Origin of the sequence: Methanoregula sp., assembly GCF_003170075.1 — an archaeon.
In the GTDB taxonomy this organism is placed as follows: domain Archaea; phylum Halobacteriota; class Methanomicrobia; order Methanomicrobiales; family Methanospirillaceae; genus Methanoregula.
Genome location: NZ_PMZU01000028.1, coordinates 20,112 through 45,801 on the forward strand (window position 1 = coordinate 20,112; position 25,690 = coordinate 45,801).

The following is a 25,690-nucleotide window of genomic DNA, read 5'->3' on the forward strand; positions in this document are numbered from 1 at the left end:
TACCAGACACGCATCACGCATTCATCTCTTTTTTTCTCAGCCGTTCAAGCACCCGCTTCTTCTTTGCGATGGCTGCTTCCGACGCCCGCAGGACTTCTTTTTTCATCTTCTCGAAATCCGGGACATTGGTATCGACCACTTTTTTTACCGGGGTATAAGCTGACTCCCGGAACCGGGGCTGGAAATCGTGTTCTTTCCCGTCGGTCATCAGCACCGATGCCGGTTTTCCCGCTTCCACGTACCCAATCTCGCGGCAGTTTACACCTGTCGATTGGATTACCTGTTTAATCGCGTCTGCTGCTGCCTGGGGTGCAACAATTAACAGCGCATCGAGAGAAACACCAAGGAAATCAATTTCAAGCGCCTCAAGCATCTCCCTTACCCGGGGATTGACAAGGGATCGTGTATCTTCCTCCCGTACCACCATCCGGCACCGGGCGGTCTCTGTCATCTCGAAAATGTCGCCCCGGAGTCCCCCGTTGGTTATATCGGTCATCGCATGGATCTGATCAAAAACCGGGCTTTTGATCAGCGCCTCGCAGGTCACCAGGAAGTTGAGGTTGATGGTCTCTTCCACAACGTCGGGAAACCCGGAGTAAATGGCTGCTGTTGCAATCGTCCCGCCTCCCGCACCTTCAGTCATCAGCAGTACATCGCCGGGCTGCGTTGATTTCCGGGCGGTCAGATGGCGGGCCACACCCACACATCCTACACAGCCGGTCAGCCGGTTTCCAAGTACCATATCCCCTCCGATCCGGAGCGTTGAACCGGTTACCAGCGGCACATCCATTGCCTCACCGACAGTCGTGATACCTGCGGTGTAGTCAAATATTTTTGCCACGTCCCCATCATCGGCCACATGGATGTCAGAAAAGAGCATGACCGGCTTTGCCCCCATCACGTAGAGATCCCGCAGCGTCGCACGGGTCACATGGAATCCGGCAAGATACGGGTAATCCGAGAGCCGTGAGTGCATCCCGTCAACAGTACAGACGATGTACTCCCCGCCGGCCCTGACCGCCCCGGCATCGTCCATTTCGTCCACACCGACAGATGCTGTGGTCTTACCGATGATCCGGGCAATTTCCCGGTGTGCAAAAAAATCACCTTTTCCCCGGGAGCCGACGCCGAACTCCCCCATTTTAACCCGGGCTGGCTCAAACTCAAAAAAGTCACCGGACAGCCCCTGAGTGTTTTTAACCTCTTCTACAACCGCACGCGCAAAGGCTTCCGTGTACGCGAGGGAAGTATTCTTTATTTCCATTATACGCCCGATGAGGTTTTTTACGAGAGTGTCTTCATCCTCACCGGCCACGAGATGCATACGGACATATTCCTCAACATCCATGCATCCGTATTCGTGCCGGTGCCATAAATAAAGCAGGGTATTTTATTGACGGTGCCGGGCACTTACCGGAGCAGGATACCCAGCACGTCAGAGAAACAGCGAAGGGCATCGTCAAACTTTTTTGCCTTTAAAAGGAACAGTCCCTTGACAAACTCTTCCCTGACATCATGAACATCGATGTAATAAGCCTGATCAAATGCCCGGGCCGAATCTTCCAGTCTCCCCAGTGCAAAGCAGGAGTTGCTCAACACCACCCATGCGTCGGCAATCGTGGCATCGTATGAAAGTGCCCGGTTCAGGCACTGAATGGCTTCATCGTGCAAACCGAGCATAGAAAGGGCAAGACCTTTCTGGTAATGTGCCCGTGGGTGACGTGGAATAATGACAAGCGCACGATCAAGCGCCGCAAGCGCCTCACGGTACTTTTTCTGGTTGATAAGGGCAATGCCCCGGTTGAGGAGCGCAGAAAAGTAAAAAGGATATATCTTAAGGGCTCTGTCGTAGCAGAATACCTCCTCGTCATACCTCTTCAGTTTTCCGAGTGCATAGCCTTTGTTCACCCACGCCGACAGGTACCGACCCCGCAGCTCGAGCGCACGGTCGCAGCACAGGATCTCTACTTCGTACCGTCCCAGCATGCCAAGGGCAACACCCTTGTTGTTCCATGCGGCTGCGTTCCTAGGATCGAGTGCAAGCGCACGGTCGCAACATGCGACTTTCTCCTCAAACCTGCCAAGTTTTCCAAGAGCAAATCCCTTGTAATTCCAAGCATCGATACAGGCAGGATCAATACAAAGGGCCTGATCGCAGCACTCGATCTCCTCCTGAAACCGCCCCAGTTTACCCAGAGCAAAACCTCGTCCTGCCCATGCGGAGGCAAGCGCTGGATTAACGGCAAGTGCAAGAGTGAACGCCGTAAGTGCCTCGTCATGTCGGCCTTCCCGGCCCCGTACAAGACCTTCCCGGTAATACTCCAGAGCTGACGGTGAACATCTTTCATTTTCCACGGTTGATGTCAGAACCATTTTCCTCATACAGTCCCCGTAATCAGGTTCATGCCACAAATTGCGCATGGGACTCAGGTTTACCAGTACTGACGATCATTATCTTTCTGGTTTTTTAATATGTGCATAAGCATAAAACCGGATGTGCTATCCTCAAACGGCGTTTAGGGGCAACCAGATCCGCTCACTGCCCGGCATCAGGATCTCCGGGGGACCCTGCAATATCACATCAATTATTACCCGGGTATCACCACTGCCTGTCGGAGTCAGCCCGGCTGATCAGGCATTATGTCCCGGATATCAAAGGATTGTGTAATTCGTTCAAACTCCTTGCTTTTTGCTTTATTCTACCTGGTACCCATGCGCTGTGAGATACTCCCTACGGCGCTCCTCTGCATCCAAAAGAGATTCCGGGATAATTTTTTCTGCGTGTTCCCAGATCGTACGCAAAACGGTATCGTCTGAATGCAGGTTGAAGGTCCCGGTCACCGTACCAAGAGGATTTCCTGCAGGATCAGTGATTCGCATGATCACACACCGATAGAACTTGCATTGTGCCGGGCTGTCGCCATGGATAGTGCATCGCAGGAGATTCCCATCCGGACGGAGGAACCGGCAGGCATGAGGATGTTCATCCGGAAATGTATGATCGCAGAAGAGCTCCCGCTTGTCCTCATCAATGCGGGCTACAAACTGCGTACCGGTCGAAACAGATTCACAGGCAAACTCAAACTGGCCAATCTGGTGATCGATGACAATATAGTCACCAAGGTTCATGCAGCACGTTCCGCATTGTCGGCAGGTAAAAGCCATGCACATTCTCCTTTATAACTCCAGAAAATATCCGTGGTACCGGAAGACACCATCTGCAGTCTCCCGTGTTCATCTGCCCCTGTACGCAAAGACACCTTACTGGATCTTGGCTGTCGCTGTCTGCGCCAGTTCCTTTAAAGTTTCAAAATCCGTCGTTGTGCCACTCATGGTCAGTTCTTCGTAGACATCCTTGTTGGTAAAGATTATCGAATAGGTGGTGATCGAAAGGAGATTCTGAGTATCAGATGTGCGGTATGCAAACGTCCGATCTCCCATATTCGGGCAGGGAAGTTCGTAGATCTGTGTCAATGTGGTTTTCTGAGAGGATATGGCATCCTTTTCGATATCGAATACTTTGTTCATATTTTCCAGAGGATAAAGATCGATAACCTGCCGGATTTCGGTCATGTCGTATTTTTCCTGGTTCATACGGTAGTATGTAACCACATACCCAGCTTTCCAGCCCAGATCATGTGACATCTGGTCCATCTCCAGGTACGAGAGGTCAGATCGATCCTTGAGAATATAGTCTGATGGCATATCTGAAGGTTGGAGGGCCATCTGGGATACCGGAACAGTCGCAACCTGGCTCTCTGTCGTTGGTACTGGGGCCGGTGTCGGGGTCAGGGTCGGTGCCGGTACGAGATCCGGGAAAATTGCCGAGAGGCAGCCCGCACTGACAAGTACCGTTGCGAGAACTGCACAGAGAATACCAGATCCAATATGCATATGGTACGATTGACAATATCAGATAAAATGCTTGTCGGAGGATGTCCTTATTACCTGTTATTCATGACAGACAAAGACGTACGTGTTTTTCACGTATACTCTCTTTTCCATGCAGGCACAAACACTTTATTTCCAACAGAAGTACCATCCCATACTGAGGATAACTATGCCAGCAGGAAGTATTGCGATGCTTGACGTGGATCACCACATCCACTTAATTCCTTCAGGAAGGGTGCTGTTGCTCAGTATCGAACATTCCGCGATCAAAAAAGTAGAAAACGAGCGGTTTGAAATCTCCTGTCTCATCAGACTTTCTGCGGAAGGAGAATCCCACCAGTTCGAAGATGTAATCCGGTTTTCCTTTGCTGCGGCACGGATGCCTGACCAGCAGATGATGACCGAACTGACCTTTGTCCAAAATCACATTATAAAAGATATATTTGACCGGGAATTGTCCGGGGAACCATGCAGCTGTGCCCCAGATGACCCTCTCGCAAAGGAGTGCGGGGTTTCCTTATCATCTATTGTCATGAAGCGAATGCTTGCATCTAATACGCTCAAAGAAGTACTCTCCCACCACGGTGGGTTGCCGGATTCGATGGTCTTTATCCGGTGAGTATAATGTATTCATCATACATACGGATCGGAAGAGAATACAGACAAATATCTTTTTCTCGGCAGACATCCCACTGGTGATAGTATTGTGGGAGGGAGTAGTAGTATGGATGATCCAGAATTACATGGTGACGAACAGGTTCTCATACGGACGCAGGGTGTCCATGTAAAATCGATTTCGTTTGAGGCAATCCTCACCAACAAACGAATTATCCTCGTTGACAGGGCAAAGAACATCATGCCCCCAAAAGAAATCCCGCTTGCTACGATCCAATCCATGGCATCAGGAGAGAACGCAATCCGGGATCTGGTAATAACTCTGGGGATCATCACCAAGACCGGCGGAACACGACAGATGGTGCTGACCTTCTCCCGTGAAGGCGGCGGAAACCGGATTAAGGAACGTGACGAATGGGTTCGGCAGATCCGGGCACATCTCACCCCATCGTTTGAGCAGGTGATCCGCAAGGTTATCCCGGGAATGGAGATCGCGTCGACAGAACAGAATAATATTCTGCCGCTTACCTATGAGACTGTCGGATCTCCGGCAACACTTTCACGACCGACCGGGTTTTCCCCAGCGGAAAAAAAGATCGTGGAATCTCTCCCGGAATCCAGGCAGCCCCCAGTACCGGCCCCTTCACCAGCATCCGAAGGGCTACTCGGCACCTATTGTACCCGATGCGGTTCGAAGGTACCGGAGGGTTCCGGTTTCTGCAACACGTGCGGCACACGGATTATATTTCCGGGTGAGACCCCCGAGGCACCGGTTTTGGCGTCAGCACCATCCACTCCTGTATCCACGGCACCAAAAGAGCGCCCGTTGGATCTAGATATCCAGTCTATCGAACCTCTCATAGAGAAATCCCCCATCAACATCCCCCGCGATCCGCTCCGCTCCGTCCCACCCGTACCAGAAGTGACACCTCCCGAATCTCCTACACCGGCTGCCACTGAGACACCTGTCACGCCGGAACAACCTTCAGCCACCGCAGTACCCTCAGCCGCACCCCCGGTAAAGAAGCGGTTTATGCCCCGGCTCTTCTCTCCAAAAGACCTGCCCCCCACTCCGCTTGTTCCGTCATCCATGCCCACCGCAGTTCCACCCCGGCCAAAAAAACCTGCAAACAAGAAGAAGATTCTGCTTGCAGCGGGAGTTATCGTAATTATTCTCATCGCTGTGGTCGCAGTGGTTGTTATCCTGCCTAAAATGGGATTACTTGGGAATATACCCCACGGTTCCAACGGGTCTGCTACAGCCACGACAACTACCCCATCCTCCAGCAGTGCCAGCACCACGGTTGTGACAGCGACAGAGACGCCGGTTACCATTCCCCAGACCGGGGTCTATTTGTATGTGAACTATATTGGCGGGTGGAAAGGCACATACGGACCATCGGATAACCAGCTGACAGAAACAAATTCCGGGGAGAGGGTCCGCCCGGTGGAGAATGCAACTGGTGGGGATGCAACAGGTACAGTGACTGCTTCCTTCCAGAAACTGGACGGCTCCAAGCATGCGATTACAGTATCGATCTACAAGGATGGCAGGGTACTTACCAGCAGCAACACTACCGCCCCTTACGGCAAAGTGACGCTCTCCGTTGACACGACCACCGGTGTCGTGCAACAGCCGGGGGTTAGTGGAAACAGCGGTACAATAACAGCGGCAACAACGGGACCGGCCACGAATACAACGGCAAAGATCACAACGACGGTTGCCACAAAATAATTTTTACCTGTCGCTGATTCCTTGAGTCTCCCATAACGGGAGGGATGATCAGGAATTGCGACATTTTTTAAATATGACCTTGTGTCAAAAAAAGTTATTTTGTCTCTTTGGATTCAGCTGGTACAGCTGTCGGTTTTTTCCCTTTTTTCCACCGGTAGATCCCGTATACCGCACCATCAATGATAATGAGCGGAAGGAACATGGAGGTGATACCGCAATCCCGCATACAGGAAAATAATACATTTACAGGAATCAGATATCCATCAGGATAGCACAATCCTGATCCACAATAAAAAACAACAACATACAGATATCCTGCGGGTGGGGTAAAACCCACCCCGGATCATTTTTTTATCACGACCCCCCGCACGTGCCCGCGGTCCGAACATTCCCTAAAAGCCGGTTACCACTTAACAGGTGCCGTCACAAGCGTTTTTAATATTTTAAAAGACCGTAATAGTCCATGAGGATATACCATGGCGGATACAAATGTGCCCCCCCCCGTTCCTGAAGGGGCGGAGGATCTTGCAAAGCGCGGAATCGATGTCCTGATAAGTACCCTGCACAACAGTGCCGACCCGACCCTCAGGAAACACGCCGCATACCTGCTCGGCAATGCACGAACCACGCAGGCCATACGGCCCTTAATCGAAGCGCTTGGGGATCTGGACAAATCCGTACGGGAACAGGCAATGCTCGCGCTGGTCGCCACGGGTAAGGCCGCAACTGAACCACTTGCTGATGCCATGAAAGACCCAAGATGGGAGACGAGGTACCGTGCGGTTGAGGCACTCGGGAAACTTGCCGATGAAAAAGCATTAAAGCCGCTCGTTTGGGGTCTCCGGGACAATCGCGATCATGTGCGATACATGGCGGCAAAAGGGCTCAGGGATCTGGGAGATTCCACCGCAATCGATCCACTGATCATTCTCTTAAAAGATGAGAACCGGCTCGTGAGACTGATGACCGTGCGGGCACTCACTGCAATTGGCGGAAAGAAAGTTCAGACAGCCATCAAAGAGGCCCTTGCCACCGAGACCGATGAGAAGGTCAGAGAAGCAATGAACGAGGCGCTGAAATAATCCGGCCCGGCAAAACCCCCCACACCCCGCCGCTACGATGATTATCAGGGGGGAAAACTGCACATGTACGGTAAGCCGTTTGCCGGGAATCATTGTCCCTGCCGCAGAATTATCAATGCAGGTTAAAAGAGGCACTTTTTTTTAATACCGGTCTACACGGGCGCCGGATCAATTACGTACCTTTATGGCGACATATGAGTGAATACAATATTTGAAAGCCATTAACAGGCATTAACCCGTGTACCGGCATGGTGATGACGTTTGGGAACCAATGAACCTCCTTCTGGAAAAAACCGTCCTTTCTCCCATTCACTTTTAATCGCCATGGTTGTTCTTGTCGTCTGTCTTGTCGGTTTCATGACCGTATATGATTATATCAATCTCAAAAGCGGTATCGACAATGAATTTTCAAGCCTTCAGAATCAAACTGAAGATAGTATTGCTGCAGCATTACGGCTGGATGATACGGCAACCACCATTATGGATGACCAGCTCAACCGGCAGATGATACACGGGTTTAATGTAGTCTTTGCTGAATACAATCGTTCCGGCGGAAATCCCGCGGCCATGAACCTCGCAAAGGTCAAAGGGATCATTGGTGAGGGGTATGACATCTATGTCATCAACGAGTCAGGTATAATTGTTTATACCACGTATCCCCCGGAACAGAACGAGGATTTCCGGAAAATTCCCTATTTTTATGAATACCTGACAAAAGTCAGGCAGTCGCAGGGTTTTTTTCCCGATCGCGTAGTGCATGAGTCACTGGACACCGGCAAGTACCGTAAGTACGCCTACCAGGCCACCCCGGATCACCAGTATGTCATGGAGCTTGGCTATGCAAGTCCCTCGTTCAATGAGACCGATCTAAAAATGAATGATATGAATAATATTGCTGAATCTGTTTCTTTTAACCCTTATATCGATCAGTACAGCGTTTTTGACATGATGGGGCATAACCCTAGTGATGACAGCCTGCCGGACAACCGCACAGAATCGTACGTCCTTCAAGTGATCGCCAACCGGCAGACCCTACAAATAGATGATCCCGTGAATCACCGGGAAATCCGGTACTTGTTTGTCGATCTGAAAAATCCCCGGTATGGTTCCGATATGAGTCGGATCGTAGAGATCACCTACAATACCGGCCGGGTTCAGGATGCCCTTAACCATCTCGTGTTCATCCACCTCCTGTTTGGGGGTTGTGCACTCCTGATCGGGTGTATCCTTGCCTACGCATTCTCCCGACAGATGAACCGTCCGATAGTAAAAATTGCCCATGATGCAGATATTATCGCCAGCGGGGATTTTGAACACCGGATCGGTACGACGCAGGCCCGGGAATTTGTGATCCTTGAAAAGAGCATTAATACGATGGTGGATTCGCTCAAGGCCGCAGCTCAGACGCTCAAAGATGAGGAGATCTTCCGCAGGGACCTGATTGACCAGATGCCGGTGGGAATCTTCCTTAAAAAAATGGATATAGGCAGGTATGTTTTCTGGAACCGGGCAAGCGAGGAGATCTTTGAGCGGCCGGCGACGGATGTAATAGGAAAGTCTGACGAGGAAATATTCCCTGCAGCAATGGCGGCACAGATAAAAGGAGAGGATGCTGAAGCGCTTGCCTCCCGGGTGGAGATCAAGTATAAGAAGATCACGACAAAAATGCACGGGGACCGTGTTATTCATATGATCGTCGTGCCGATCTATGACTCAAAGAGATCCGTGAGGTACATGCTCGGTATCGCAGAAGATGTGACCGATGAAGCCATGACCCTTAAAAAGGACCTGATATTCAGCATCACCCGAAGTGATATTCTCGATCAGCTTGCCATCATCATGACTTATCTCGAGAGGGCCCAGCTCAAGACCACTAAAGATGACATTCAGATGTTCTTTGACAAGACCATTGGATCGGTGGAATCCATTAAGAATCAGATTGCCTATGTGGGGGCTCTCCAGGACCCCTGTTTGATCACACCCGGATGGCAATCAGTACATCAGGCATTTGCCGAAGCAATCCAGATGCTGCCAGAGCACAGTGTCGATATCAGGGCCGATATTGGAGATACCGAGATCTTTGCTGACCCGTTACTTCCCCGGATCTTTTTTTCCCTTCTGTCCCTGTCATTCCGGCGTGATGGATCGAGACTTTCGAAAATACAAATGACCACCCAGAAAAGAGGGGAATCACTCATACTGGTCTACGAGGACGACAGTAGAGGGATCACCACACGTGAAAAAGAGCGGATTTTCGAATTCGGGTACCACAACGAAAATATCGTCAGCCTCTTTTTGACCCGCGAACTGCTCGGCTTTACGGGCATCACCATCACTGAAACCGGTGAACCGGGAAGAGGGGCGCGCTTTGAGATCGTGGTACCGAAAGGACGGTTCAGACCGGGAAAGTAACTCATGACAGGTCCATCCCGGCCTTTTACCAGGATCAGATATTACCGTCAGTTAACCGTAAGATCATGATTCAAAATGCCGGAAAATACCCGGTCCCGGCATAATACCGGGCGGACGTTCCACGAGAAATGAGATCCCGGAGAAATGATCAAAAACGATTAATACGCTCATGGAAGGTTTCAGTCGATACTTCGTGCCTCACTCGCACACGTTGCAGGCGCTCCATAATAAGAGATATTCACTTTTGAAAGCGGCAGGGTTTTTTTATAAATGACTTATTGAACATTTCACTGCAAAATAAAGAGAAGATCCAAAAACCTATCGGATCTTCGTCCCCGGTTCCACCGGCTTCTCGGGCATGAGGAGCGATGCCGCATCCCCGGCCGCGAGGATCATGCCATTGCTTTCCACACCGAAGATCTTTGCCGGCGCAAGGTTTGTGAGCACAACCACATCCTTTCCCACCAGTTCTTCCGGTTTGTAAAACTGTGCGATCCCGCTCACAATCTGCCGTGTTTCTCCCCCGATATCCACCTGTAACTTCAGGAGTTTGCTTGATTTAGGGATCGCCTCGGCGGCAAGCACTTTCCCGGTCTTCATTTCAACTTTACTGAAATCCTCGATCGAAATCATTGGTATTTTCTCCATTTTTTTATTTGCTTCCCGAACGCGCTGCTGGAGCACGGCGTCCAGTTCTGCGATCTGATGCTCTTCGAGCCGACTAAAGAGCGGCGCCGGGGCCTTAAGAGCCCGCTCCTGGACCGGGCCGGCTGCCTCATCTATCCGGTGGGCTGCCACTGTATCGTCATACCCGAGCTGCGCCCAGCACTCCTGTGCCTTTTCCGGCATCACAGGCTCAATCAACAGTGCAAGGGCTTTTACGATCTGAACGCTGTTTTTTATCACCTGCCCCGCAGCGGTTCGATCGGTCTTGATCAGTTTCCACGGCGCATTGGTCTGGATATAGGTATTCCCGAACGCGGCAAGCGCCATGATCGTATCTACCGCGCCTTTGAACTCGTACTCCTGCATCTGCTTGTCCACACTCTCCAGACATTTCTCGATTTCGGCGGTGATCGTCAGGTCGACCCCGCCGGCCGGCACCCCACCGTACTCCTTGTGCGCAAAAAAGAGTGTGCGGTACACGAAGTTCCCCAGAATGTTGACCACTTCATTGTTGATCCGCTCGCCAAATACTTTCCACGAGAAGTTGAGTTCCTTCGTATGGCTCGTGTAAGCAAGCAGATAGTACCGCAGGTAATCGGCAGGGAGACCCTTGTCGAGATAATCCTCGTTTGTCCAGACCACGTAGCCCCGGGACTTCGAGAACTTATGGTCGTCGACTTTTACCATCCCGCTTGCAACGACGGCATACGGCTCGCCGTAACCGGCGCCTTTTAAAAGAGCCGGCCAGAAGATGCAGTGGTGGTAGATGATGTCCCCGCCAATGAAATGCGTGACCCGGTTTTCCCCGCACCAGTACCGCTTCCAGTCTTTTTTGGCCTTTGCGGCCCACTCTTCGGTAAACGCGATATAGCCGATCGGAGCGTCGACCCAGACATAGACCACGAGATCATCGCGGCCGGGGAATTTTACCCCCCATTCGAGCGTGCGGGTGATGCACCAGTCATGCAACTCGTCCTTGATCCAGCCGATCGCGTAGTTCTTCGCATTACTCGTGCCATGAAGCCGGTCGAGAAAGGGGAGCAGGTAGTCCCTGAACGCGGACAGTCTGAAGAAATAATGCTCCTGGTCACGGAACTCCGCCTTTGTTCCGCAGACTTTGCAGACCGGGTCCTTGATCTCACCCGGCTCAAGGTGCTTGCCGCACCCCTGGTCACACTCGTCTCCCCGTGCCTGCTTGCCGCAATAGGGACAGGTGCCCTCGACGTACCGATCAGGGAGGAAACGCCTGCACTTCGGACAGTACGCCTGGTGGACGATCCGCTTATAAACATACCCGTTTTTTACGAGCCTGCTCATGATTTCCTGCGTCCGGTGGTGGTTTACGGGGTCGTCGGTCATACCGAAATAGTCGAAGTTGACCCCGATCCTCTTGAAGGTCTCATCGAAGTGCCGGTGATACCGCTCGGAGAGCGCCCGGGGAGAGATCCCCTGCTCTTCTGCCGAGACCACGATCGGCGTCCCGTGGTTATCCGAGCCCGAGACAAACGCAACCTCTTCCCCCGTCCGCCGCATATAGCGGACGTAGCAATCGGCGGGGACGTACGTTCGCAGATGACCAAGATGGCAGGGCCCGTTCGTGTACGGGAGCCCGCAGGTAACCAGCAGCGGTGGTTTTGTCATTGAAGGTACTTTTTAGCATGTGATACGTAATAATCCCTGTACCATGGCAAAGATCGTACCACTGGAGACTCAGGCATTTGGTGCGGAACCCGGGGTGCCGGATATCGCCGCGCTTGCCGACTGGGTCGCGGACCACCGGGGGATTGCCGCAGACCTGCACGCGTACCGGCTCGACCGGTCGCTTGCGCCGCAGCTTGCGGCAGGCATCACCCGGCCCTGTGCCGGTGGCCTCTTTTGCGGGAACAGAATACTAGGGAGTCTCTGCGGCCTTTGCGGTGATACGGTCACTGATGAAATAGGAGTGGAAACCGGCACGATACGTGGGGATGCCGGCCTGATCGCGGCACAGAAAAAGGGAGTCTGGTGCGCGATCCCCGCGCCACATGAACTGGGAATTGTTGACGGATATTATCACGATGAAGATGAGTGGAACGATGCGCTTGCCGGGGCCTACCGCACGGTCATGCGGGTAATGCGGGACGCAGGGACCGGGGGGCACGTGCTCCTCTGCGGGAAGATAAACGAAGCCGAGATCTCTCTGCTTTCCCGGGAGAATGTTTTCTTTTTCCCGACTGCCCCGGACAAGGAAAGCCTCCGGATCCTTATAGAGCACCAGCGCAGGGTCGCGGCGGGTAAAAAAATGCTTGAGACCGTATTTGATCTTGCAAACGAGTACGATCTCCACCAGCTGATCGTGATGGATCCTGACGAAGAGGCCATCCGGCTCGCGTTGTCGTACCTTGATCCGGACCAGGTTATGGCCGGGGGCTACTGCACCGATGCGTGCGACGCGTACTGGGGGAAACTCGTGGAGACGGCAGTATACCTGAAATGAGATGCGTCACCCCATCAGGTAACCCGGTCAGATGTTCCTGCCAGTACGACGCCCGAAGATTCCCGGTATACTACGGATGAGGCATTTTTAAGACGCCCTTTCACCTTTTGTATTCCATGAATGCCCCATCTTTCCACGAGACATTGCCGGTTTTACAGGATGTACCGGGGACTCCGGAGCAAACACTAATAACAACAGGTAATATCAATGTTACATTAAAAGAGAGGGATAATATGCAGTTCTCTGGTCTCATCGCATCCCCGGAAAAAAAAGCATCGGACGGTTCAGCATGAAAACCACACCAGTGTTTTTGGGATTCCTTGTCCTTATCACCATGGTATTTCTTGTAAGCCCGGTCTCCGCAGATAAACCTGTGGCCTCTTACATTTCAAATGTATCATCAGGATCCATCCCGCTATCGGTGCAGTTCATGGACTCCTCCTTCAATTCGCCGACTTCATGGACATGGCTGTTTGGCGACAGCGGAACCTCAACCAGCCAGAACCCGGCGCATACCTACACAACTGCAGGCACGTATACCGTCACACTCATCGCTACAAACTCAGCAGGCAGTGATACCCTCACCAAGGCCGGGTACATAACCGCAACGAAAGCAGTATCAGTTCCCGCCGTATCTTTTATTGCTAATGTGACAACAGGATCCGTGCCGTTCTCCGTGCAATTCCTGGATTCCTCGACCAACTCCCCGATGGCTTGGGTATGGTCATTCGGAGATGGCGGAGCCTCTACGCTCCAGAACCCGGTACATACCTACACAACAGAAGGAACCTATACGGTCACCCTCACTGCCACCAACTCTGCCGGCAGTAACACCAGTTCCCAGACCGGATATATCACTGCAAACATGGTGACAGACACTCCTGAACCATTGTTCAAATCGACGGTAACTTCAGGATATGCCCCCTTAAATGTCCAGTTTGTGGATGCTTCGAGCAATTCCCCGACGGCTTGGGTATGGTCATTCGGGGACGGCAGTACCTCCACGCTCCAGAACCCGGCACACACTTACACAACTGCCGGTTCATATACGGTCACTCTCACTGCCACCAACTCTGCTGGCAGCAATACCGTTTCCCGGACCGGATACATCACCGTAGAAGCTGCGATCCCTGTATCATCATTTACAGCAAACGTGACTTCCGGCGTTAAACCCCTGGCAGTCCAGTTCACCGATACCTCAACCAATGCCCCGACCGGATGGTACTGGTCCTTTGGGGATGGCGGAACTTCCACACTCCAGAACCCGGTGTACACCTTCAACTCCGTTGGAACGTACGCCGTTTCACTGGGCTCCTCAAACTCTGCAGGCAGCAACACCACAACCATGTCAGGGTACATCACGGTCACGAACGTCGCACCCTCCCCCGTTGCCTCGTTTACCTCTGACAGACAATCAGGATCCGCTCCGCTCACCGTCCAGTTCACGGACACCTCAACAAATTCTCCGACCGGATGGCAGTGGTCGTTTGGTGATGGAATTCTGAATACCGAGCAGAACCCCTCGCATACCTACATAAAAAGCGGTACCTATACTGTCAGTCTGATGACAGTAAACACGGGAGGTTACACCACCACCACCCAGCCGGGGTATATTACCGTTTCTGAACCGGTCGAAACGGCGACCCCGACTCCCGTTTCCACAACGATCTCCCTCACTCAGAATACCACCACCGTACAGCCGACAGAGACACAGACCGCAGCCGAGACAATAGCCCCACAGGGATCTGAAGGATTACCGTCATGGATATTACTCCTGATCGGAGTTGTGATACTGGTACTTGTCATCAGTGCACTTGTTCTTCATGCAGGAGGACGGTCCAGGGGCAAAAAGAGGAGATCGCGGGGCCGGGACCTGTAAGGCAGTTCCTTTGCCACCCCCGGGGTTCGCCTCCTTTTTATAATAGAGGATGATCGTTTCCGGTTACCAGAAGAAATTTCGGGAATATCCCCTTACATTATGCCATTTTTTCCCGGCTGATGCATTCGAAATCGATAAACCCGTTATACGGGTCGGTCTTTATAAGCCGGACACGCACTTTCTGGCCGACATTAAGTCCCTGCTCGCCCTTCACGACCCGGCCTTCGGCCGGTGGTGTAAGCAGCCTGACATAGGTTCCCTTGTCCGCTGCGCCGGTCACAAGGGCGTCGAAGGTCTTGCCGATACTGTCCTCAAGCAGCAGGGCAGCAACGGACTTCCGCATGAACCGTTTGACCTTCTTTGACGCTTTCTCCCGGTCGGTCAGCCACAGGGCCTGATCGGAGAGATCTGCTGCTGAATAAGGACCGGGTTTCCCCATCAGGATCGCTTTTGCCTGGCGCTGGTTGATGATATCCACGTAGCGCCGGTTCGGTGCCGTCGCATGTGTGTAATCGATGACCGCGAGGGCAAAGTGACCGACCGGCGTAGCACCCGGTTCAAGCATCATGTACTCGCCGGGCCCCATCAGTTTTATCACGGCAAGGGACAGGTCGGGAAAATGAAGAGGATCCGCGGTTTTTTCCTTTATGAGGAATTTTGCAAGCGCTTTTGCATCTGGCTTCTCCGGCAGGGTCTCCCCGAAGGTGGCAGCAGTAAGGATGATGCCGGCCCAGTTCCTTGGCGTCTTTACGACTCTCTGGATCATAGGCACACCGGCAGCACCCAACCGGGCGACCATCGTCCCATTTGCCGCGACCATAAACTCCTCAATTAAGGCCCGGGCCGGGTTCGGTGTCAGGGCAACAAGCCCCCTTACCTCGCCGTTTTCCATGACCACTTCGGGCTCTACGGTATCAAACTCAAGTGCTCCCTCGTCACGGCGATATTTCCGCAGAATTTGCGCCGCTTCGTTCTGGAGACGGAGCTGCTCTTCGAGTCCCGGGACATCCTGTATGCCCTTCGGGAGGGGGCCTGTACCCTCCAGCCACTCTCCCACAGTCTCGTACACGAGTTTTGCCTTGTTGCGGACCAGTGCCCGGTATACATCTCCGGGGGAGAAACTCCCGTCAGGGTGGACTAAAAACTCAATAATAACGGCCAGTCTGTCTTTTCCCTGCAGGAGCGAGGTGATCCCGTGGGAGAGCCGGTCGGGCAGCATGGGAAAGGTGAGGACGCCGGTATAGACCGAGGTCCCGTTGTGGGCCGCATACTCATCTGTGGGTGACCGCTTTTGTACATAGGAGTCGACGTCTGCGATGGCGACCTGAACCCGGATCGTGCCGTCAGGATTGCGCTCGCAGTATTCAAGCTGATCGAGATCCTGTGAATCGTGATTATCAATCGATGACCACAGGAGCGTGCGAAGGTCGCGCATGTCCTTTGGTATATCAAAAAAGGTCCGCTCCTGCATCGCGTTGACTTCATCCATCACATTCTGGGGAAACCGTGGTTCAAAACCGTATTTTTCCATCGCATGCCACGCGATAGTTTTGAGATCGATGTCGTGGAGATGCGGCCGTTGGTTTTTCATTTCAATCGAGTGTAGTTCTCAGTTAAATGCTTAAAAACTTCTGGAAGTACCGGTTCACAGGATAGAGCGAATCGTCCGCGCCTGTAATATTGTATGCATACAACGGTGAAAGACACATTTTTTTAATTGATCATTATGAGGGGGTCACCTCTATACTCTCACCGGGGCTGAGGATCTTTACCGTCAGATCCGTTGTCCGTTCGAGGGCTGTTTTGAACGGCACCGGGTCTGCCGCAATCCGGTCCCAGGTATTGTAGTGGATCGGTATCACGGTCTTTGCCCCGATAAAATTTGCCGCCATCATCGCTTCCCTTGTCCCCATCGTATATCTCCCACCAATGGGAAGGAGCGCGATATCGGGATGATACAATTCCCCGATCAGTTTCATATCCGAGAAAAGCGCGGTGTCTCCCGCGTGGTACACTGAAACGCCGTCCATCCGGATCACGTAACCTGCTGCGGCACCACCGGGAAGGTTGCCTGCGGCCGAGTCGATCCCGGCTGAATGCACTGCAGGAGTCATGGTAAAGGAGACCCCGCCAACGGTGATCGTCCCCCCGAGGTTCATCCCTTCGGCTGGGACGCCCCTGGCCTCGAGGTAACGGGCAATCTCACTGATGGCGACCACGGTTTTTCCAAGTGCCACCACCTCACCAAGATGATCGTGGTGCCCGTGGGTGACCGCAACGATATCCGGGCACGTGGATGCGACACTGCCTTCAGGCACGAAGGGATCGATCAGGACTTTTTGTGTGCCCGAAAGTAACACGCATGAATGGCCAAGCCAGGTAAGATGCATATATGCAGATAGAGGCGCCGGGGGATGAAATTTTTTATGCAGGGAGGGTAACTCCTGGCAGCCGCAACCCAGGTGCACCCTGTCTTTTGCAACGATTCGATAACGTTGATGGAACGTAAACAGCTGAAGAGGGCGCTGCCATGTTTTTTTAGTGCAAAGTGTAAATTACGGCACCTGTTTTACATCGTAAGAATAGCGATATTGTTTGTTGCATGCATGTGCACATTACTGCAACCAGTGAAACTTCTTGTTTCTGTCAGCATTTTTCCCGGTTGTCCTGATCCACCGCGGGGGCGACCCAGCAGTTGAGTCTTTCAAAATGGGGGTACCCCCACCCCCCTCCCTCTTCTTTTTTCAAGTGGGTCTCACCCCATCCCTTACATAAGAACGAGCGGACCTTGAGGAGGCTAAAAACCCATGAACCCTTGGGGAAAATACTCTGGAAAAACCTGCCCGAAAAAACTGTGATAAAAAAAGTTCAGAGCCGGACCAGTTTGTAATTGCGGCTGCCCATACCCAGTTCTTCCGCGTACTGCAGCTGGCGCTTGCCGTCCGTGTTCGGCCGCATCCCGGAAAACTTATCCTCACCCGGGGGGTGATGGGTGGAAAGGAACGACTCCGCATACCCCTGCTGCTGGTTCACCAGATCGCAGGCCGCCGCATCAATCGCCACCGGGTCTGTTGAGGCAAGGATACCGATGTCCGGGACGATCGAGGCATCGCTCCACGGAGTGCAGTCGCAGTCCGGTGTGATCCGGGTGAGGAAACTAAGGTAGCCGACCTTTCCCTCTTTACCCTGCACCGCCCCGTACGCGTACTCAATCAGCCGCTCGGTAAAGAGCGGGATCTCGGTCTCCCAGTCGATATCGATCGCATGCGACGGGCAGACGGTCATACACTCGAAGCAGCCGATGCAGAGGTTCGGGTCAAAGGTAGATTTTTTCTTGACAAGTGTGATCGCCGACTTCGGGCAGACCGCAACACACTTTCCGCACCCGATACAGAGTGCCCGGATCGGGAACGGCTTTGCCTGGTGCTGCGCCCGTTTCCCCGCAGGAGGTGCACATCCCATCGCGAGGTTCTTGAGCGCCCCGCCAAACCCAGCCACCTCGTGCCCCTTGAAATGGGTCATCACGATCATGCTGTCCGCCGCAACAATGTCGCCGGCGATTGTGACCGTTTTAAAGTGCTTCTTTTTGATGGTGACCCTGGCAACGTTTTTCCCGCAGAGCCCGTCCGCAATGATCACCGGCGCCCCGATCACCGCGTAATCGAACCCATGGAGCACCGCAGTTGTGATATGGTCGACCGCATTTGAACGGCTCCCGAGATAGAGCGTGTTCGTATCCGTCACAAACGGCAGGGCACCCGCCTCTTTTACCTTCTCCACGACCTGCCGGACAAAGACAGGACTGATATATGCATCACTACCCCGCTCCCCGAAATGTAGCTTAATCGCCGTACGATCCCGCTTATGGATACAGGACGAAAAACCGGCGGCATCAAAAAGCCGCCTGATCTTTGCCTCGGTATTCTCATCATTCGATCGTGCCCGGAGGCTGGCAAACCAGACTGTGCTTTTCATTTCCGGATCATCCCCGATCGATTATTGTCACGCACATGTATCTATAATTCGTGTCCGGTCAGACTATGGTTTCGAGGTTGCGCTTCCGGACCCGGTCCTTTTTAAACTTCTTGAGGTCCCGCGCCCGATCGAAGTACTGGCGCGCCAGGTCATCCCGGTTCATCTCCTGTACGCAGATACCCATGTTGTTCCAGGCATCGGCATTCTCCGGGTTCTTCTCCAGCAGCCGGTTGAAGGCGTCCACCGCTGCCGAGAGGATTTTGTCATCATTCATGAGGATCCCGATCTTCTGGAGCGTCTCGGCACAGGTAGAGAGGATCTCTTCGTCAGCCGGTGCAAGCTCCAGCGCTTTTGTAACGGACGCAAGCGCCTCCTCGTTCCGCTCAAGCGCACGGAGACACACGGCACGGTCGTGCCATGCAAAGGCATGCGAAGGATCGATCTCAAGCGCACGGTCAAAGGCGGCAATTGCATCCTCGTACCGCCCTTCCCGGTAATAGAGCCGGAGACCTTCCATGTAGTTTGCCTTTGATCTGCCGAGCAAGCGGTCAAACATCTTTCCCTGTCCCGTGGGAACCCCGGTTTTTTCCGGCCCGGCTCCTTTGGATGCCTGCGGGTTTACCAGGACTGTACCGACAGTATGGGTAATGTCGCGGATCGCCCCGATGATGCCAATAAAGATCCCGCGCCCGTCAAAGAGGGGGGTTGCCTTCATCCACAGGATCTGCTCACCGCCATCAGTGCCGGTAGATTTAGTCCACGCGGTAATCGTTCCCTGCTCCTGCGCAATGATCGAATAATTGTTCTGCCGGATTATCGCGGGGTCTTCAAAGACCATGTCCATAAGCATCGGCATCTTGCGCCCGAAGAAGGGGACGGCATACTCGTAGTCTTTTTTCCCGATCATGTCCCCGGCACCCACACCGGAGAGAGCCGCCATGCCGTCGTTCCATGCGATCACCTTACCATCCCGGTCGATTGCAAATGCCGGCTCGCGGAAGAAGTGGACGGCATCGCTCAAGAGTTTCTGCGTGGTCCCGATGCCCCTCCCGGCCGTTTTTCCTTCAACAGCCCGCCGGATCATATCCGCCATCTCGCGGAGCTGCGGCTGGATATCCTCACCTTTTTTTAAGTAAAAGTTTGCGCCGTTGTTGAGCGCCTCGATGGCGGTATATTCCCCCCCCGCCCCGGTAAAAATAATGACCGGCGTCAAGTCACCTTTTGACCGGAGGATCTTTAAAAATTCGATGCCGTTGATCTCCGGCATATCGTAATCGACGATGATCGCATCGAATGCCTGGTCGTTTAAGAGGACCAGCGATTCTTTGGTGGATCCGGCGGTCCGGACCTTCATATTCCCGAACCGTTCCAGGAACAGGCGCGTGACGCTGAGCACTTCCTCCTCATCGTCAATGACAAGGACTGAAAGCATTTCTGACCGTTATTTCGTTTATATGACGACAAAAGATAAAAAAGAATGTATCCTTATTTTCGTTTTGAAAGTTCGTGATCGAGACAGAAGAGGTGCCCGGGAGTATCGCCGATGGTTTTGATCTTTTCGCAGATCATGACGGCATTTGCCTCCTCCTCAACCTGTTCCTTCACAAACCACTGGAGCACTTCGAAGGTTGCATGATCTTTTTCCCTTATGGCAATGTCAACAAGGTTGTTTATCATGCCGGTCACCTTCTGTTCGTGCGCATACACTTCTTCAAAAACCTTGCCGGCCGAGGACCACTTTGCCTTGGGTGCCTCGATGGTATCAAGGACGACTTTTCCCTGTCGTGCAATGATATAATCGTAGAACTTCATTGCATGGGCCCGTTCCTCCTTTGCCTGGATCATCATCCAGCCGGCAAACCCCTTGAGATTGAGCGTCTCAAACCAGGCAGACATGCCAAGGTAAAGGTACGATGAGTAGAGCTCGCGGTTGACCTGCCGGTTCAATGCATCTTCCATGGTTTTTGATAACATACGGAAAACCTCCTGTCTGCGATGAGATTGGTTTGTTTTTTAATAATGGTTTCGGAGGTGACAAAGGATCACCGGTGTCGTTTTTTATGGTGTCAGCGAAAAAAAGGAGAGAGAAAACCTCCGGAACAGCGTGATCCCGGTGACAGGCAGCCGGACCTTGATTTTTTTATGTTTTTTTCCGCTGTTTTGCAAGAGTATGTAAAAGCCCGGTGAACGGATTCTGTTTTCTGGGGCGGAAAACTCCCTGGTTGACGTACCGCACATCTTCAATGGAGAAGAATGCATCAGGATTCGTCTCCTCGATGTGCCGGGTGATCCGTGGGACATCGTCGCGGTTCACAAGGGAAATGATCATTTTGACGCCTCCACGCGCTCCTTTTGCATCAAGACTGGTGGTGCCATAATGTTCAGCCTGTAAAAACCCCGTGATCTCTTCTCCTGTTCCATCAGTAGTGATAATGCGCATGATCACCATGCCGATTGAGAGCCTCTCTTCAATGACGAGACCCACATACGTGCCCAGCGCAAACCCGAAGGCATAGGCGAAGAAGTTCGCGATGTTGGACAGGTTGCTCATCACACCGACGATGGCAAGCAGCCAGATAATGATCTCAAAGAATGCGATAATGGGTGCGAGGTACTTGATCCCCTTGGAGAGAAAGACGATCCGGAGTGTCTCCATGCAGACGTTTGCTACCTGCGCAAGGAAGATGAGCACCGGCAGGATGACCCAGGCATAGATGTCAGGACTGATTAAGAAAAACGCCATGTATTTGCCTCAGTTCACGTTATCCTATGTAATGCCGGCGATTCAGATACACTAAAGAAAAGTTGCCGTCGTTTGTATATCAAGGTTATTCAATATTCAGTTAAAAAACGGGAAAATTGGGAAGATTTACATAATTGCACGGGGGAGTGTGCCCGGTTTCCTCCCGGGTCGTCACGCGTATTTCGCGGGATCAGCCTCGAATTTCTTCTTGCAGCCCGGGGCGCAGAAGTAATATCTCTTTCCTTTGTACTCGCTCGTGAACCTTGCCGTCTTCTCGTCAACGGTCATCTTGCAGATCGGGTCGATTGCCATTCCTTCATCACCAATTGATCTTTTTTCTTTGCTTCCGGTATATACCCTTTGAGGAGGAGGGAGAGGGTCACGACGGTTACCGAACTTGCAGCCATCGCAAGGGCGGCAAGTTCAGGCCTGAACACAAAGCCGAAGAACGGGTAGAGGATACCGGCGCCCACCGGGATCAGGACTGCGTTGTAGGCAAATGCCCAGAAAATGTTCTCTTTGATCCTGCCCATCACTTTTTTAGAGAGTTCGAGCGCCGCCACGGCATCGAGCAGGTCGTCCCGCACAAGGACAATCTCCCCACTTTCGATGGCGATATCAGTCCCGCTCCCGATCGCGATCCCCACGTCTGCCTGAGCAAGCGCCGGGGCATCGTTGATCCCGTCGCCGACAAATGCAACACGTTCTCCCCGGTCCTGCATGGCTTTTACTTCCGCGGCTTTTCCTCCCGGGAGGACTTCGGCTACCACCCTGTCGATCCCGATTGTGCGGGCGATGGCTTCTGCCGTGCGCCGGTTGTCCCCGGTCACCATGACAACGGCGATCCCGTGGGCTTTTAAGCGCCGGACCGCTTCAGCGCTGGTCTCCTTAAGTGTATCCGCGATTGCGATGATGCCTGCGGGCTCGTGGCCGATAGCGACGAGGATCGCGGTCTTGCCGTCCTGTTCGAATGTGCGGATCTTTGCGTCCATGCCTTCGGGAAGCGCGATGCCGTTTTCCTGCATAAGCGTGCGGTTGCCCAAGAGCACCTCTTCGCCGAGCACAAGCGCACGGACTCCTTTGCCGCCCAGGGTGTCAAACTTCTCCACCTCTCCGATTGCGATACCCTTTGCCTGCGCAGCGTGGACAACAGCCTGAGCGAGCGGGTGGTCCGAGTTCTTCTCGACTGCTGCGGCAAGAGAGAGAAGCGTCTCTTCAGTGACGCCGGTTGCCGCGATATCGGTCACCTCCGGTTTCCCCCGGGTGAGCGTACCGGTCTTGTCGAAGATCACGGTCGTGACCTTCTCTGCAAGTTCGAGCGCCTCGCCGTTTTTGATGAGGATCCCAAGTTCCGCCCCCCGGCCAATCCCCACCGTCACTGCCGTCGGCGTAGCAAGGCCGAGCGCACACGGGCAGGCGACTACGAGCACAGAGATGAGGGCCGTGAGACTAAAGAGCAGGGTCGCATTGAGCACGAAGTACCACACAATGAACGCAGCAGCGGCGATGAGAAGGACGGCCGGGATGAAGTACGTGACCGCAACATCCGCGATCCGCTGGACGGGCGGCTTTGACCCTTGCGCATCTTCGACGAGTTTGATGATCTGCGCAAGCACGGTCTCTTTCCCGATCTTTGTCGCCCTGACCGAGAGGACACCGTTCGTGCTGACTGTGCCGCCGACCACCCGGCTCCCTTTGGCCTTTAAAGGCGGGATCGGTTCCCCGGTGATCATCGCCTCGTCCACGTAACTCTCGCCGGTTACGACCTCGCCGTCCACAGGGATCCTGCTGCCGGGTTTTACGATCACGATGTCACCGACTACGAGATCCTCGATGGCAACCTCGATCTCTTTCCCGTCACGGATGATCGTTGCAGTCTTTGCCTGGAGCTTGGCCAGTTTCTTAATTGCATCGGAGGTCCGGCCCTTTGCCCGCGCTTCAAGGTACCGCCCGAGCATCAGAAAAGCGGCGAGCATGATCGCCGTATCGTAGAACATGTAGTCGCTCGTAAGCACGACCGAGAACGTGCCCAGCACGCTTGCGACATATGCAACGCCGGTACCCATTGCGTACATCACATCCATGGAAAGAGTCCTGTTCTTAAGTGTCGTCCATGCGGCTTTGAAGATGGGGTATGCAACGTAGAAGAAGACCGGTGTCGAGACGACGAGCATGAAATACCCGAGTGCCTGCATGGAGATCCCAAGCGGCACCCACATTGCGATCATGAGCGGAATGCTGACCGCAAACCCGATGGAAAACCGCAGCAGCTTGTCGTGCAGGTCGGCGTCCCGTGCCGCTTTTTCCGCCTCGTCGCTGACCTGCCCGGCTATGCCGAGGTACTGGTACCCGTCGTCCTCGATTGCCCGTTTCATGTCCTCGACCGAGGCAAGGGACGGGTTGTAGGTGACATAGGCCTGCTCGTTTCCGAGGTTCACGTTCGCGGCGACGACCCCCGGCAGGGCCCGGAGACCCGCCTCGATGGTCTGGACACAGGTGGCGCACATCATGCCGCCGACTTTGAGCACCACGTCACGATTGGTTACTTCATAGCCCGCGTCGCGGACAGCTTTTTCGAGATCGGTAATTGAGACTTTAGAAGGATCGAACTCCACACGGGCGGTCTCAGTCCCGAAGTTCACCTGCGCCTTTGTGACGTTTTTTACATTTGCAAGCGCTTCTTCCACGGTAACGGCACAGGTGGCGCAGTGCATACCGGTAATTTTCAGGTCCGCTTTTTTCTTCACTGGTTCCGGCACCGGAAAGACCTCCCTTCAGGACAGGGTTTCTTTGTCCGGCATCTCTCTTTTTGTGCTTATAACAGTTATGAAGGGGACAGCTTGGTACGGGTGGAATATTTATTGCGCCGGACACCAACATGCAGGAGTGAGTACATTTATGGGGATCACATGAAGGTAACGATCGATCGGATGCAGTGCGTAAGCTGCGGTTCGTGCTGGGACACGTGCCCGATACTTTTTGTCCAGAATGCGGAAGATTCGTTCAGCGAGATAGTTCCCGAGTACCAGGAGAAGGGAGATCCCGCGACCAGCATCATACTTCCCGATACTATCGACTGCGCACGCGATGCCGCCGATCTCTGTCCGGCGGCGATCATCACCATCGTGGAGTGACCTGCACGGATATGGCAAAAAAAGATCGGCCGTGTTCACTCGCGGATCATCGTGAGGATCATCCGGAACCGCTCGTGCGCGAAGACCGCGTGAGGTTTGTTGGCTGGCATGATGATCATCTCGCCGGTCCCGACCGTGAAGGGCTTTTTATTGATCTGCACTTCGGCACTGCCATCGGTCACCATGAGCACCGCGTCGAAGGGAGCCGTATGCTCGGAGAGGCCTTCTCCCGCATCAAAGGAGAAAACCGTGATCGTGCCGGCTTTTTTAAAGACTACCATCCGGCTCGCGACGGTGCCGGTCTGGTAGGCGATGAGATCGTTTACGTTGAGCACTTTTTCCTTTAAGTCTTCACGTCCGGTATCGGTCATGACAGGCTCCTGCACAGTGTTTTTTATGCATACGGATATCTGTGCCCGTCCCGCATAATGCCTTCCTGCCGGGTGAGGGGTGGCATGTCATGACATTTTACATTTTATTGAAAAACAGGACATACAAATAATAATATGGGTAAACACATCAACAAAATGCAGGGATGTTTGCGTCCCGGATGAGGTATACAATGGACGAAAAGAAGACTGAGGGGAAAGATAAAGACCTCAAAGGAGGCGTCATGGACCTTCGCAAAGGTGCACAGGGGTTCAGCGCAGAGTTCATGGAATTCCTGAACAAATACCAGGTCATCGGTCTTGCTGTCGCATTTGTCATCGGCTCGGCAGCATCGACGCTGGTCACGGCACTGGTGAAAGATATTATCATGCCATTTGTCGGGGTTCTTATTCCTGGCGGGGACTGGCAGAGTGCAGTCCTTCAGTTAGGGCCGATCAAATTTATGCCGGGTGATTTTGCCGGTGCTCTGATAAATTTCATCATCATTGCACTGGTGATATTCATGCTCGTGAAATACATGTTGAAAGGAGATGTATCCAAGAAAATATAATCTCCTTGGCGAGAAACAACAAATTTCCCTATATTTTTGTAACCCTCTTTATTCTGAGAGAAAAAGCCAGGGGTTGAAGGGTTTGTGGTTGGAGAGAATGGGGGATGATGTCCCCATACCCCCCGGTTGCGATGCCTCCCGT

At 53.1% G+C, this 25,690-nt stretch carries 22 protein-coding genes; 8 read left to right on the plus strand and 14 right to left on the minus strand.

Annotated features, from left to right (window positions below; translation table 11 throughout):
* Positions 1–13: 13 nt before the first annotated feature.
* The 4 genes from QZN75_RS03120 to QZN75_RS03135 all read right to left on the minus strand — a co-directional run bounded on the left by QZN75_RS03120 (position 14) and on the right by QZN75_RS03135 (position 3,894).
* Positions 14–1,348 (minus strand): AIR synthase-related protein, encoded by a 1,335-nt coding sequence (locus QZN75_RS03120; RefSeq protein WP_292424600.1) that lies wholly within the window; start codon positions 1,346–1,348, stop codon positions 14–16.
* A 62-nt stretch (positions 1,349–1,410) separates the two neighbouring features.
* Positions 1,411–2,373 carry a tetratricopeptide repeat protein gene (locus QZN75_RS03125; RefSeq protein WP_292424603.1) on the minus strand — a complete coding sequence of 321 codons (963 nt, stop codon included), beginning with the start codon at positions 2,371–2,373 and terminating at the stop codon, positions 1,411–1,413.
* Positions 2,374–2,694: 321 nt separating this feature from the next.
* Positions 2,695–3,129 (minus strand): hypothetical protein, encoded by a 435-nt coding sequence (locus QZN75_RS03130; protein WP_366652792.1) that lies wholly within the window; start codon positions 3,127–3,129, stop codon positions 2,695–2,697.
* A gap of 132 nt (positions 3,130–3,261) precedes the next feature.
* The gene (locus tag QZN75_RS03135) at positions 3,262–3,894 is read right to left on the minus strand and encodes a hypothetical protein (protein WP_292424607.1); all 633 of its coding nucleotides are present in this window, start codon (positions 3,892–3,894) and stop codon (positions 3,262–3,264) included.
* Positions 3,895–4,060: 166 nt separating this feature from the next.
* Here QZN75_RS03135 and QZN75_RS03140 point away from each other — a divergent pair, with 166 nt between their 5' ends.
* The 4 genes from QZN75_RS03140 (at position 4,061) to QZN75_RS03155 (ending at position 9,735) form a co-directional block, all read left to right on the plus strand.
* Positions 4,061–4,510 (plus strand): hypothetical protein, encoded by a 450-nt coding sequence (locus tag QZN75_RS03140; RefSeq protein WP_292424609.1) that lies wholly within the window; start codon positions 4,061–4,063, stop codon positions 4,508–4,510.
* Between the two features lie 105 nt (positions 4,511–4,615).
* Complete coding sequence (locus tag QZN75_RS03145) at positions 4,616–6,241, plus strand: zinc ribbon domain-containing protein (RefSeq protein WP_292424611.1); 1,626 nt, start codon at positions 4,616–4,618, stop codon at positions 6,239–6,241.
* 476 nt (positions 6,242–6,717) lie between these two features.
* Positions 6,718–7,323 (plus strand): HEAT repeat domain-containing protein, encoded by a 606-nt coding sequence (locus QZN75_RS03150; RefSeq protein WP_292424614.1) that lies wholly within the window; start codon positions 6,718–6,720, stop codon positions 7,321–7,323.
* Positions 7,324–7,647: 324 nt separating this feature from the next.
* Positions 7,648–9,735, plus strand: coding sequence for a PAS domain-containing protein (locus tag QZN75_RS03155; protein ID WP_292424617.1), 2,088 nt, complete (start codon positions 7,648–7,650; stop codon positions 9,733–9,735).
* 318 nt (positions 9,736–10,053) lie between these two features.
* Here QZN75_RS03155 and metG read toward each other — a convergent pair whose 3' ends face one another.
* A complete protein-coding gene (metG, locus tag QZN75_RS03160; protein WP_292424619.1) occupies positions 10,054–12,042 on the minus strand; it encodes a methionine--tRNA ligase in 1,989 nt (662 codons plus the stop codon).
* 43 nt (positions 12,043–12,085) lie between these two features.
* Between metG and QZN75_RS03165 the strand changes: the two genes are divergently transcribed.
* Both QZN75_RS03165 and QZN75_RS03170 read left to right on the plus strand, forming a co-directional pair.
* Positions 12,086–12,877, plus strand: coding sequence for a hypothetical protein (locus QZN75_RS03165; protein WP_292424622.1), 792 nt, complete (start codon positions 12,086–12,088; stop codon positions 12,875–12,877).
* Positions 12,878–13,166: 289 nt separating this feature from the next.
* Positions 13,167–14,756: a PKD domain-containing protein gene (locus QZN75_RS03170; RefSeq protein ID WP_292424625.1), complete on the plus strand. Its 1,590-nt coding sequence runs from the start codon at positions 13,167–13,169 to the stop codon at positions 14,754–14,756.
* Between the two features lie 97 nt (positions 14,757–14,853).
* Here the strand turns inward: QZN75_RS03170 and QZN75_RS03175 are convergent, their stop codons facing one another.
* The 8 genes from QZN75_RS03175 to QZN75_RS03210 all read right to left on the minus strand — a co-directional run bounded on the left by QZN75_RS03175 (position 14,854) and on the right by QZN75_RS03210 (position 24,233).
* Positions 14,854–16,347: an RNB domain-containing ribonuclease gene (locus tag QZN75_RS03175; RefSeq protein ID WP_292424628.1), complete on the minus strand. Its 1,494-nt coding sequence runs from the start codon at positions 16,345–16,347 to the stop codon at positions 14,854–14,856.
* 133 nt (positions 16,348–16,480) lie between these two features.
* Positions 16,481–17,146 carry a metal-dependent hydrolase gene (locus QZN75_RS03180; RefSeq protein ID WP_292424629.1) on the minus strand — a complete coding sequence of 222 codons (666 nt, stop codon included), beginning with the start codon at positions 17,144–17,146 and terminating at the stop codon, positions 16,481–16,483.
* A 478-nt stretch (positions 17,147–17,624) separates the two neighbouring features.
* The gene (locus QZN75_RS03185; RefSeq protein ID WP_292424631.1) at positions 17,625–18,731 is read right to left on the minus strand and encodes a DUF362 domain-containing protein; all 1,107 of its coding nucleotides are present in this window, start codon (positions 18,729–18,731) and stop codon (positions 17,625–17,627) included.
* Between the two features lie 58 nt (positions 18,732–18,789).
* Entirely contained in the window at positions 18,790–20,163 is a 1,374-nt protein-coding gene (locus QZN75_RS03190; protein ID WP_292424633.1) for a response regulator, read from the minus strand.
* Between the two features lie 53 nt (positions 20,164–20,216).
* Complete coding sequence (locus QZN75_RS03195; protein WP_292424636.1) at positions 20,217–20,705, minus strand: ferritin; 489 nt, start codon at positions 20,703–20,705, stop codon at positions 20,217–20,219.
* Positions 20,706–20,871: 166 nt separating this feature from the next.
* Complete coding sequence (locus QZN75_RS03200; protein WP_292424639.1) at positions 20,872–21,474, minus strand: DUF2179 domain-containing protein; 603 nt, start codon at positions 21,472–21,474, stop codon at positions 20,872–20,874.
* A 171-nt stretch (positions 21,475–21,645) separates the two neighbouring features.
* A complete protein-coding gene (locus QZN75_RS03205; protein ID WP_292424643.1) occupies positions 21,646–21,786 on the minus strand; it encodes a YHS domain-containing protein in 141 nt (46 codons plus the stop codon).
* Positions 21,759–24,233: a heavy metal translocating P-type ATPase gene (locus QZN75_RS03210; protein WP_292424645.1), complete on the minus strand. Its 2,475-nt coding sequence runs from the start codon at positions 24,231–24,233 to the stop codon at positions 21,759–21,761. Before QZN75_RS03210 ends, QZN75_RS03205 begins: the two co-directional genes overlap by 28 nt.
* A gap of 150 nt (positions 24,234–24,383) precedes the next feature.
* Between QZN75_RS03210 and QZN75_RS03215 the strand changes: the two genes are divergently transcribed.
* Positions 24,384–24,608 (plus strand): ferredoxin, encoded by a 225-nt coding sequence (locus QZN75_RS03215; RefSeq protein WP_292424648.1) that lies wholly within the window; start codon positions 24,384–24,386, stop codon positions 24,606–24,608.
* Positions 24,609–24,643: 35 nt separating this feature from the next.
* On the opposite strand, the gene QZN75_RS03220 is transcribed toward QZN75_RS03215, so the two are convergent.
* A complete protein-coding gene (locus QZN75_RS03220) occupies positions 24,644–24,979 on the minus strand; it encodes a cupin domain-containing protein (protein WP_292424650.1) in 336 nt (111 codons plus the stop codon).
* A 191-nt stretch (positions 24,980–25,170) separates the two neighbouring features.
* Between QZN75_RS03220 and QZN75_RS03225 the strand changes: the two genes are divergently transcribed.
* Positions 25,171–25,548, plus strand: coding sequence for an MscL family protein (locus tag QZN75_RS03225; RefSeq protein WP_292424652.1), 378 nt, complete (start codon positions 25,171–25,173; stop codon positions 25,546–25,548).
* Positions 25,549–25,690 lie beyond the last annotated feature (142 nt).

Bases quoted from the DNA above. Each gene is read 5' to 3' on its own strand.
- QZN75_RS03205 (WP_292424643.1), bottom strand. From the start codon at position 21,786: ATGGCAATCGACCCGATCTGCAAGATGACCGTTGACGAGAAGACGGCA.
- QZN75_RS03200 (WP_292424639.1), bottom strand. From the start codon at position 21,474: ATGGCGTTTTTCTTAATCAGTCCTGACATCTATGCCTGGGTCATCCTG.
- QZN75_RS03125 (WP_292424603.1), bottom strand. From the start codon at position 2,373: ATGGTTCTGACATCAACCGTGGAAAATGAAAGATGTTCACCGTCAGCT.
- QZN75_RS03155 (WP_292424617.1), top strand. From the start codon at position 7,648: ATGGTTGTTCTTGTCGTCTGTCTTGTCGGTTTCATGACCGTATATGAT.
- QZN75_RS03165 (WP_292424622.1), top strand. From the start codon at position 12,086: ATGGCAAAGATCGTACCACTGGAGACTCAGGCATTTGGTGCGGAACCC.
- QZN75_RS03190 (WP_292424633.1), bottom strand. From the start codon at position 20,163: ATGCTTTCAGTCCTTGTCATTGACGATGAGGAGGAAGTGCTCAGCGTC.
- QZN75_RS03130 (WP_366652792.1), bottom strand. From the start codon at position 3,129: ATGAACCTTGGTGACTATATTGTCATCGATCACCAGATTGGCCAGTTT.
- QZN75_RS03120 (WP_292424600.1), bottom strand. From the start codon at position 1,348: ATGGATGTTGAGGAATATGTCCGTATGCATCTCGTGGCCGGTGAGGAT.
- QZN75_RS03215 (WP_292424648.1), top strand. From the start codon at position 24,384: ATGAAGGTAACGATCGATCGGATGCAGTGCGTAAGCTGCGGTTCGTGC.
- QZN75_RS03185 (WP_292424631.1), bottom strand. From the start codon at position 18,731: ATGAAAAGCACAGTCTGGTTTGCCAGCCTCCGGGCACGATCGAATGAT.
- QZN75_RS03135 (WP_292424607.1), bottom strand. From the start codon at position 3,894: ATGCATATTGGATCTGGTATTCTCTGTGCAGTTCTCGCAACGGTACTT.
- QZN75_RS03220 (WP_292424650.1), bottom strand. From the start codon at position 24,979: ATGACCGATACCGGACGTGAAGACTTAAAGGAAAAAGTGCTCAACGTA.
- QZN75_RS03225 (WP_292424652.1), top strand. From the start codon at position 25,171: ATGGACGAAAAGAAGACTGAGGGGAAAGATAAAGACCTCAAAGGAGGC.
- metG (WP_292424619.1), bottom strand. From the start codon at position 12,042: ATGACAAAACCACCGCTGCTGGTTACCTGCGGGCTCCCGTACACGAAC.
- QZN75_RS03180 (WP_292424629.1), bottom strand. From the start codon at position 17,146: ATGCATCTTACCTGGCTTGGCCATTCATGCGTGTTACTTTCGGGCACA.
- QZN75_RS03150 (WP_292424614.1), top strand. From the start codon at position 6,718: ATGGCGGATACAAATGTGCCCCCCCCCGTTCCTGAAGGGGCGGAGGAT.
- QZN75_RS03195 (WP_292424636.1), bottom strand. From the start codon at position 20,705: ATGTTATCAAAAACCATGGAAGATGCATTGAACCGGCAGGTCAACCGC.
- QZN75_RS03145 (WP_292424611.1), top strand. From the start codon at position 4,616: ATGGATGATCCAGAATTACATGGTGACGAACAGGTTCTCATACGGACG.
- QZN75_RS03170 (WP_292424625.1), top strand. From the start codon at position 13,167: ATGAAAACCACACCAGTGTTTTTGGGATTCCTTGTCCTTATCACCATG.
- QZN75_RS03140 (WP_292424609.1), top strand. From the start codon at position 4,061: ATGCCAGCAGGAAGTATTGCGATGCTTGACGTGGATCACCACATCCAC.
- QZN75_RS03175 (WP_292424628.1), bottom strand. From the start codon at position 16,347: ATGAAAAACCAACGGCCGCATCTCCACGACATCGATCTCAAAACTATC.